General features: G+C 41.4%; 10 protein-coding genes. 3 read left to right on the plus strand and 7 right to left on the minus strand.

The features are described from left to right. On the minus strand, nt 1-1,314 hold the full coding sequence (locus ACESM0_RS04835; protein ID WP_372904193.1) for a tetratricopeptide repeat protein: 1,314 nt from the start codon (nt 1,312-1,314) through the stop codon (nt 1-3). A 163-nt stretch (nt 1,315-1,477) separates the two neighbouring features. On the opposite strand from ACESM0_RS04835, the gene ACESM0_RS04840 reads away from it, so the two are divergent. After that, nucleotides 1,478-1,858, plus strand: coding sequence for a RidA family protein (locus tag ACESM0_RS04840; RefSeq protein ID WP_372904195.1), 381 nt, complete (start codon nt 1,478-1,480; stop codon nt 1,856-1,858). Here ACESM0_RS04840 and ACESM0_RS04845 read toward each other — a convergent pair whose 3' ends face one another. From ACESM0_RS04845 to rplU, 4 genes are all read right to left on the minus strand, one after another. Continuing rightward, nucleotides 1,859-3,748, minus strand: coding sequence for a M23 family metallopeptidase (locus ACESM0_RS04845; RefSeq protein WP_372904197.1), 1,890 nt, complete (start codon nt 3,746-3,748; stop codon nt 1,859-1,861). Next, nucleotides 3,738-4,391 carry a fumarylacetoacetate hydrolase family protein gene (locus ACESM0_RS04850; RefSeq protein WP_372904198.1) on the minus strand — a complete coding sequence of 218 codons (654 nt, stop codon included), beginning with the start codon at nt 4,389-4,391 and terminating at the stop codon, nt 3,738-3,740. Before ACESM0_RS04850 ends, ACESM0_RS04845 begins: the two co-directional genes overlap by 11 nt. 121 nt (nt 4,392-4,512) lie before the next feature. Next, nucleotides 4,513-4,767 (minus strand): 50S ribosomal protein L27, encoded by a 255-nt coding sequence (gene rpmA / locus ACESM0_RS04855; RefSeq protein WP_322572480.1) that lies wholly within the window; start codon nt 4,765-4,767, stop codon nt 4,513-4,515. 22 nt (nt 4,768-4,789) lie between these two features. Further along, nucleotides 4,790-5,098: a 50S ribosomal protein L21 gene (gene rplU / locus ACESM0_RS04860; protein ID WP_372904201.1), complete on the minus strand. Its 309-nt coding sequence runs from the start codon at nt 5,096-5,098 to the stop codon at nt 4,790-4,792. A 278-nt stretch (nt 5,099-5,376) separates the two neighbouring features. Here rplU and ACESM0_RS04865 point away from each other — a divergent pair, with 278 nt between their 5' ends. Next, nucleotides 5,377-5,553 carry a hypothetical protein gene (locus tag ACESM0_RS04865; protein ID WP_372904203.1) on the plus strand — a complete coding sequence of 59 codons (177 nt, stop codon included), beginning with the start codon at nt 5,377-5,379 and terminating at the stop codon, nt 5,551-5,553. Between the two features lie 46 nt (nt 5,554-5,599). Here ACESM0_RS04865 and ACESM0_RS04870 read toward each other — a convergent pair whose 3' ends face one another. Continuing rightward, nucleotides 5,600-6,238: a LexA family protein gene (locus ACESM0_RS04870; RefSeq protein WP_372904205.1), complete on the minus strand. Its 639-nt coding sequence runs from the start codon at nt 6,236-6,238 to the stop codon at nt 5,600-5,602. 145 nt (nt 6,239-6,383) lie between these two features. Here ACESM0_RS04870 and ACESM0_RS04875 point away from each other — a divergent pair, with 145 nt between their 5' ends. After that, a complete protein-coding gene (locus tag ACESM0_RS04875) occupies nt 6,384-8,252 on the plus strand; it encodes a peptidylprolyl isomerase (protein ID WP_372904207.1) in 1,869 nt (622 codons plus the stop codon). Nucleotides 8,253-8,423: 171 nt separating this feature from the next. On the opposite strand, the gene ACESM0_RS04880 is transcribed toward ACESM0_RS04875, so the two are convergent. After that, nucleotides 8,424-9,344: acetyl-CoA C-acyltransferase (locus ACESM0_RS04880; protein ID WP_372904209.1), on the minus strand; the 921-nt coding region annotated here is incomplete at its 5' end.

Raw genomic sequence — 9,344 nt, forward strand, 5'->3', positions numbered from 1 at the left:
TTACATTTCAGCTTTTTCCAAAGCTTCTTCGGCTTTGTCTTCCATACCTAAGATAGTATAGACCTGAAAGAGTGATTGCCAGTTTTCTGGATTATCCGGGTTGATTTCAGCTGCACGTTCGTAGTATACCAAAGACTGTTCCAGGTTTTCACGAGCCATCTCATCGTACTGTTGTGCTTCCTGATTGTCTTCAGTGTTATTTCGTCTATCAAAAAGGCTTGCAGCTCTGTTCTGATAAATAATACCAAGAATAAAGTTAGCAGATTCGTCGTCGGGTACCAGCTCAGTGACCTTTTTCATTTCGCGAATGGCAATTTCCACTAACTCATCAGCGTCTGTTTCTTTCCGATTAATTAGAGACTGAAGTTCATCGATTTCGCTTTCAATTTGATCTTGTTCAGAACCCGATGCATTTCTCAGCTGCTGACGCAACTCAAATACTTCTTCATAGTGGTCACTTACTTCATCATTAAGCTCACTGACGATCTGATAAATTTGTGTACCCAGAACTCGTCTGTACTGAGGGTTTTCCGGATCCTCTTCAATCAATCCTTCAACTAATTCAATAGCCTCCTCACGCTGCCCGGACTGTAGATATGCATCGGCCAATAGTTGAATGAAAATATTTTCGTCTGGATACATTTCCAATCCCTCTTGGGCATAAGAGATGGCACGTTCATAGGACTCGTTTACCAGTAATATTCCAACCATATACTCATAATCAGCAGCTTCCGGAGTTTCCAGCATATCCATGGCTTTTTCATAAGTTCGTACTGCTTCATCAATTTCTTCTTCGTTGAAATACGCAGAAGACATTACTTGATAAGTAAGTGCACTGTCGGGTTGGACCGTAGCAGCATTTTGAAAATGAGCAATAGCCGTATAGTTTGGATCGGGCGTTGCAGCACGGGTGCTATCGTCATTCAGAATGTCTACGCCTGCATTAAACTCATCTGCCCAGAAAGATGTGACAGTATCTTCAAGTTCTTGATATTCTTCCGGTTCTTCTTCAAGAGAAGACATAATTTCTTTGGCACGATCGTACGATTCACGAGCTCTTTCGTAATATTCCTGTCGATCTCTTGGATCTTCGAGAGTTTCTGCTTGTACACTTAAAACATAGCCTTTATAATAGTGAGCAACGTAGTTATTCTCGTCTTCGGCAATAGCGTTATCTACGATTGTGAGCGCTTCATCATAATTACCAGTAAGAAGTTGTACCTGTACATCATTCACTAATGGACTTGTAGTTTCACAACCCCAAAGGATCCCCGCGAATAGAAAGATGAGTAGTAGTGGTTTGAGACTTTTCATGTGTTTTTTTCTATCAGTTGTTGATTATATTCGTTAATAAGAAAGTAACCATATATAGAGCTTTCCGCAATAATGCGATAAGATGATTTACTTTTGTTTAAAGTCCAGATCAATTTTATCTATATAATGTACTCTGAACCACTAATGTTACAATAAATTCAAAATGAGTCATAAAATAGTTTCTACAGACAAAGCACCTTCAGCTATCGGCCCTTATAGTCAGGCAACGGTACATAACAATATGGTTTACTGTTCCGGACAGATTGCGTTAGATCCGAAAACGAATGAGATTATTGAAGGAGGGGTAAAAAATCAAGCCGGACAGGTAATGGAGAATTTGGGTAAAGTATTGGAAGAGGCCGGTTCAGGGTTCGATAAGGTGCTTAGATGTACAATATTTCTTGATAATATGGATGATTTTCCTGTCGTAAATGAAGTTTATGGGAGCTGCTTTCCGGGAAATCCACCGGCTCGGGAAACTGTTGCCGTAGAGACGCTACCAAAAAATGTTTTGGTAGAAGTGAGCTGTATAGCTTATATCTGATTAAGGATTGTAGCGAATATCTATGTTTTGGGATTTCTGATTTCCAACGCCGTCATAAATACGATAATCGATACTATTGGTAAGTTTTGGTTTAAAATCCGGATTGTAGTAGATCAGGTAATTATCTTCCGGATCGTATTCGACAATTCCCGGTTCGTCATTTACGATAATTGACGATTTTTCATAATCAATTCCTGTATCGCCATCTTTTACCGGGATTCTGATAATATGCATTCCGGCCAGGTTTTGTGCAATTTCAGGCAGGCCGACCCAGGGAGCGACTCGATCCTCACGAATTCTCAGATTTGTAATTTCATCAATACTAGCGCGTATTAAACCTGAAGAGTTATCCGCTCTTATAAATTTTTCACGATTTCTAAACGGTTCAACCGAAAAAAGGGCAAGCCGGGTGCGGTCCTTAAATTCGTCAGGCAGGATATAGTTGAATGTTGCCGATCTGCTTATTGGAAGTTCCGTTGGAGAGAGCTTAATGTCAATTTGGTTTGCCGTTTGGGTCATTTCCATTCGCACATTAAGTGTGTCATAGAGGGATCCCCTTGGAAATTGAATCCATAACTTTTGATCAGCTGTGTGAAGCAGATCTAATTTATTTGGGCTCAGGCTTTTTTTAACAGATTGTTTGCCCGAATAGTAGAAACTTATATTTTGATAATCCGGTGGAAGCAGTTCAGGTCCGGCGGAAGCGAGTAACGACTCTTCCTTTACCACTGTTGTTTCAAGCCAATCATATACAGTTCTGTTTAATACAGAATCTGGAGAGGGGTAGGAAGCTACATAATGTATAGGCTCATTTTTTTCCGTACGGTTAACGTTTAGTTTTAAAGTAGCAACCGACTGATTACCGTAAATATCCTCTGCGATAATTTTGACTGGATATATGCCATCATCTAAATGGAGAACTCCTTCATTTACAGCTTTTTGATAAATGGGAAGTCGGTTTCCATGAACTTTGTATAATCGCTGAAATCCTCTTCCGGTCTCTGATAAAATGGGATAGGAGCGATCCAGAAACATATCACTGGAGTGAGAAAACGAAAAACTGTTTTTAACAGAATGGAATAATGTATCTGATTCAAGAACCATTCTCAGTGAGTAGACAGCATACGAATTTGGGGTTCGATTAGCTTTGTCATGCACATTTACGGATAAGCCGACAGGTCCTTCTACTTCGATGTCACCAAAATCAAATCCATCATCAACTTTTTCAGCAGGGAAAAGCTCAAAATCTTTGTAGCGATAATTATCCGAGTCCAAATACTCAATACCTAATTGTGTGAAAATTGGAGGAATCGTATCTGAGACGTAACTATTTAAGTTTGTGAGAAGAGGATTGACCGGGTTAAAATTGGGGTCTCTGATTTCGAAATGTAAATGTGGCGGGCCAACTCCGGTAGATCCGGTGAATCCAATGATCTCGCCCTTTTTATACTGAATTCTTTCATTTTCCAGTGTATGCTCCAATTCAAATGAATAATCTTGCAACCGAATTGAATCAGCGATGGATTGGAGTTCCGATTCAAATCTGTTTAAATGAGCATATACGGTGTATGAACCGTCGGAATGTTTTAGATATATAACATATCCGTATCCTTTAGGACCAATTCCAATTCTATGAACCTCGCCATCTCTTGATGCAAATACACCATAACCTTCTTGCCCCCAGGTTCGGATGTCAATTCCCGAGTGTAGATGGGCGGATCGGGTTTCTCCAAAAGTGGAAGAAAGATACTCGGTAGCATCTGTTGGCCATGCATACTCTGTGGAGTCACTCAAAAAATAGAGCGGGTTCTCTTGTGCTCGCAGGGACATCGGCCAGATAAGAATTGTTAGCAGAGTAAATAGTAAATATGTTTTCAGTTTATGATACATGAACCTGCAGTGTTGAAAGTCCGTTGCCCAGTGAGGCCTTAATTAAATCGCCTTTTTCTACGGCAGAAACTCCTTCAGGAGTGCCTGTGAAGATCAGGTCACCGGCTGTAAGGGTAAATTGTTTTGATAAATAAGAGATCAGGCTGGGAACGTCGAAAAGCATGTCAGAGGTATTGCCGGATTGCCTTTTCTCTCCGTTAACGGAAACCGATACGTTTAAATCGGATAAATTTATTTCTGGATGGTACTTCACCAGATTTCCAAGCGGTGCGAATGTATCGAAGCCTTTTGCTAGTGTCCAGGGCAGGCCCTTTAGTTTAGCATCAGACTGAAGATCTCTTGCCGTCATATCTAACCCGACTCCGATTCCCATCACATATTCCAATGCTTTTTCAGCAGGCACATTGGTAGTCGTCTTACCAATAAGAACCAGCATTTCAACTTCGTGATGGACATTTTTTGATTGAGCCGGTATTTGAATTGAGTCGCCGTTAAAGATGAGACTGCTTCTTGGTTTCAGAAATACGACCGGTTCTGAAGGGACTTCATTTTTTAATTCCTTAGCGTGCTTTGCGTAATTTCTCCCGATACAGTATATCGAACCAAATTGGTAATCAGGGAAGTCGGGGATAAGGTGAGTCATAGTGTTGTGGTTTTGAGATGAACTCTTATGAAGTTAAACATAGAACCGAATAGTATCTCAAAATAAAAAAAGCTCCGATAAAACATATCGGAGCTTAGAAAATAGTTTGGTAATGGTAACCTTAAACCTGTTCGATAGAAACGTATTTTCTTCCGTTTCCTCTTCTTCTGAAAGTTACTTTACCGTCAGAGAGTGCAAAGAGCGTATCGTCACCGCCGCGTCCAACATTCTCACCGGGGTGAAACTTGGTACCGCGCTGGCGTACAATAATATTTCCGGCTTTGACAACTTCTCCGCCGTACTTTTTTACACCTAATCGTTTCGATTCTGAATCTCGTCCGTTTCTTGTGGAGCCTTGACCTTTCTTATGTGCCATTGGTATACCTCGTCGTCGTTAATTACGAAATTTTGTCAATTTTAATTTGGGTGATCGGCTGTCTGTGACCATTTTTTACCCGATATCCTTTACGTCGTTTCTTTTTGAAGACGATCACTTTATCACTTTTTAAATGATCTACAATGGATGCTTCAACTTTCGCACCTTTCACTGTAGGCTGGCCAATTTTTACTTTTCCTTCTCCGTCTTTTACTAAAAGCACATTATCAAATGTAACTTTTCCTTCTGCTTCAGGCAGCCTGTTCACAAACAGTGTTTGTTCTTCAGAAACTTTGTATTGATGCCCGCCGATTTTTACGATAGCGTACATAGGATTAAATAATTTCTTTGATTGCAATTCAATTTTTGGATAGAAACCAAAGATAATGCTTTTTCTATAATTCTAAAAGCGTATTAGAAATGTTTTTTACGGATAAATATTAGCTTTCTAAACTTTGAAACGTATTTATTGAAAATGTTATGCTGAATATTGATACCTGTAGATTCTATTAAAACTTTTATCGGATATTTTTGAACGCCAGACAGCAGAAACAGTTTTTCTAAATAGCAGAGTTAACGTATTTTACGAAACAAAAAATACCGACTGATATGAAAAATTTACCTGATCTACACAAACAAGCTTTTAAATACAAAAACCGTAAACGTCTTCAGCACGATGGCGGAAGAGCATGGATTAAAGATTCTCAGCTATTTGAATCCCGAAAAGGGGCAAACGGCCATCTCGAAACGGTAAAAGAGAAACAACCTGAAAAGCTCGAAGAGTAAGAAGCGCCGGTTTTAAATACGTATTAAATAGAACCGGTACTTTACTCTAAAAAGCTTTGTGAATTCCGTTTCGATTTACATGACCTATATATTTGCCGATCACGCGAACCTCCTCAAATACATCCGGCTCAACATGTATGGTTTTGTATTCATCGTTTGCCGGCTCCAGGCGGAGGCCATTTTTATCGTAAAAAATACGCTTCAGACTAGTTTCTCCGTCATAGAGAATGGCACCAATATCTCCATCCTTCACATCGCTGTCCATTAAAAGTACAAAGTCTCCATCGTAAATATCGGCGTCTTTCATACTCATTCCTGCAACCCGCAGAGCAAACATCTGATCCAGGTTTGGAAACAGGGTATCCAAGGTAATCTTTCCAAGATCAGCTTCAACTGCTTCCTGCAAGTATCCTGCTGCAATTACACCCCGCACTTCAATTCCACTGTTCTTTACACCCAGAATCTCTTCATGATCGGGGTGAATGTCATACTCATCATCCTCGCCCTTAATTAAGTATCCCTTTTTTAACAGTGCTTGAATATTTTGTGTTACACTGTTTGGAGATTTATAGTTAAACTCATCGGAGATTTCCCGATAGGTCGGCCATACATCATGCTCTTTTTTATATTCTACGATGTAATCGAAAAATTCCTTTTGTTTACGCGTCAGCTGTACTTTATCCATAACCTATATATTTACTGTAAGAAATATGTGTAAGAAACGGACTTCTCATTCAAAATTCAATTTCATTTATCTTAAACCGCATAATTTTTTTCTCCTCTCCTTAATTTCTATCCTATTCTGGGGTTGTTCGGAAAATGAGAAGTACTTGCAGAAATCTGAAGTTGTACAGGCGGAGTATCCTGAAGTAACGCGGGAAATTGCTAATCGGAGCTTTAGCGGTTTGATGGAATTTGTGGATCATGATGAATCTGAAGTCTCAAACCTTGCATGGAAGGCACTGGCAAAAACGGAAGTGGATAAATCTGAGTTGAATCTGCTTATTGAAGAAGCGTTTAGAGAAGATACAAAAGGAGGGTGGTTTGCGATCAGTTTTCACGATCTGAACGCCGATATGCTGAATTCAATTCGTAATGCATTTCGTTCTGATGAAATCAGCTCTAAATCAGTTTGTAATGTGTTTTTTAGACTAGGCGAACTCGAGGATCTTGAGTATTTGATATCCTCCAGAGATCTGACTCGTTCGGCTGAGTGCTCCAAAGCGATCGGCGGTATCATGTCGCGACTGGAGGTGCCTGAATCTCTCAATGAAACGGTTATTCGACTTGCTTTAGAGAATGAAGATCCGGAAATCCGGCGAAATCTACTTTACGGCTACTATCGCGCATCTGTGAACAGGCCGGAACCTGAATCATTCTTAGCTTCACTTACTGAAAATCAGTGGAAAGAGTTTGGCGTTGGGCAGGACGAATTTGTAGACATGACCATTGTGAGAATGTTGGGAAAGAAGGGGCTTTATGTAGCCATGGATATGCTTTCGGATCAGAAGCTTAATGAAAGAGCCGGACTAGCCGTTGATTTAGCATCTACATTGGGCAACTCTGTTCCGGACACTGAGGACGTCGAGCCCATTTTTAGACTTCTGCATCACAAAAATAACCATGTTGTTGTCCAGGTTTTAACTTCGCTGACCCAGCATGAACGGTTAACTCCGCCATTTCTAAACAGAATTGAAGAAGAGATCACAGTACCAACCCGTGATCCAGAAATTTTCATCAGTTCTTTGAATCTGTTTTTAAGAAACGGGATGGGTGTAACGTCTCACCGATTTCGTCTGGATGAACTATCCGGCAGAAATCCCTATCTGAAAGAACAGTTTCTGATTATTTACAGCGCGCTGGATACAGACGAGGAGTATTTCGAGAGGCTTTCCGAGCATATCAAAAGTGGAGGAGTTGAAGCTCTTCATGCCGGCCGTATGATGTCGCGTTTTCTACAAAGAAGAGGAATTCCAAACCGATTCAGGGATTCTGTTGAGGATTTGATCGCTTATGTATTGGAGGACGGAAACAGAAGTTCACTGGATGGATTAGCTGAGGTGTTTTTAAGTGACCGGGTGCTGTCGGATGATTCCTATGAAATGCTTAATGGAGCTTATGAACGCTATGTTGAGCTTGAAATGTTTGAACAGGCTCAAATTTTACAGAGGGTTCTGGAGGAGAGGTTTCCCGAACAGTTCGAAACTGCTGAAGTTCAGTTTGAAAAAACATTCAGACTTCCGAACATTGATCGACTCTATCAAATGGGAACGCGCCCATTCTGGGAGTTGAAAACAGAAAAGGGAACCATTGTTGTCAGACTTGATCCGCTATCAGCTCCGTTTACTGTTTCATCGATTGACAGTCTTACCAGAGCCGGCGTCTACAACGGCGTGGTGTTTCACCGAGTGGTGCGAAACTTTGTAGCACAAGGCGGGGATTTTGACAGACAAGATGGCTTTGGCGGACCCGACTACCGTATTCCCACTGAGCCTTCATTTGAGACTTTTAAACGGGGAATGGCTGGAATTGCCAGTTCAGGTACGGATACGGAGGGCAGTCAGTTTTTCTTTATGCATCGATGGGCGCCCCATTTGGACGGTCACTACACTAATTTTGGGGAGATCACTCGCGGGTTGGATGTTCTTGATAAGCTGCAGGTAGGGGATAAAATTATTGAAGCAAAGATCTATCCGTAATAGCTGTCAGTTTCTAAAATTTTATAATTCGATCACTTTTGTACAAATTGACAAGGGAAAAGTGGAGTAAGTCAGTCAGTATAATATCATCTTTTTCTCGCAGATTATCGCTGAGATCACCGCAGATTTACGCAGAGTATTTGTATAGTTCAACGATTAAGAAGTAAGTGATCACATTCCCTCCAAAATCACGGCGTATCCCTGCCCAACTCCAATACACATGGTAACCAGGGCATATTTCCTATTTTGCTTTTGCAGTTCAATGGCTGCGGTTTGCAGGATTCGAGCACCGCTCATCCCCAAAGGATGGCCTAACGCAATGGCTCCGCCATTTGGGTTGATTCGCGGATCATCATCTTCTAATCCCATTTTCCGAGTACAGGCAAGAGATTGAGCCGCAAACGCTTCATTGAGCTCAATAATGTCCATATCATTGTAAGTCAGCCCGGCCTTATTCAAAGCGATTTCTGATGCATACACCGGCCCAATTCCCATAATTCTGGGCTCCACACCGGCTACTCCGGATGAGACAATCCGTGCCATTGGCTTTAGGTTGTGATCTTTTACTCCTTTCGCTGACGCGATCAGCATTGCGGCCGCTCCATCATTTAAACCGGAGGAATTGCCGGCTGTTACGCTGCCGTCTTTTTTGAATGCGGGTCGCAGTTTAGCCAAAACTTCAGGTGTAGTTGCCGGGCGTATAAACTCATCATCTTCAAACAAGAGAGAATCTTTCTTCCTTCGCGGGATTTCGACCGGAACAATTTCTTCAGCCAATCGACCGGATTCTCTTGCCTTGGCTGCTTTTTGTTGAGACCAGGCCGCAAATTTATCCTGATCTTCCCGAGAGATATCAAACTTTTCTACCAGATTTTCTGCCGTATTTCCCATTCCATCGGTTCCATACAATTCTTCCATTTTAGGGTTGATGAACCTCCAGCCAAAGCTGGAATCATGCATCTCGGAATCATTACCAAACGGTTTGGATGATTTTGAGATAACCCATGGGCCGCGCGTCATGTGTTCAACACCGCCGGTAATGAAGAGATTGCCGTCACCTGCTTTGATGGCGCGGTTGGCATGAACGGCAGC

Origin of the sequence: Rhodohalobacter sp. (assembly GCF_041686455.1) — a bacterium.
Taxonomy (GTDB): Bacteria; Bacteroidota; Rhodothermia; order Balneolales; family Balneolaceae; genus Rhodohalobacter.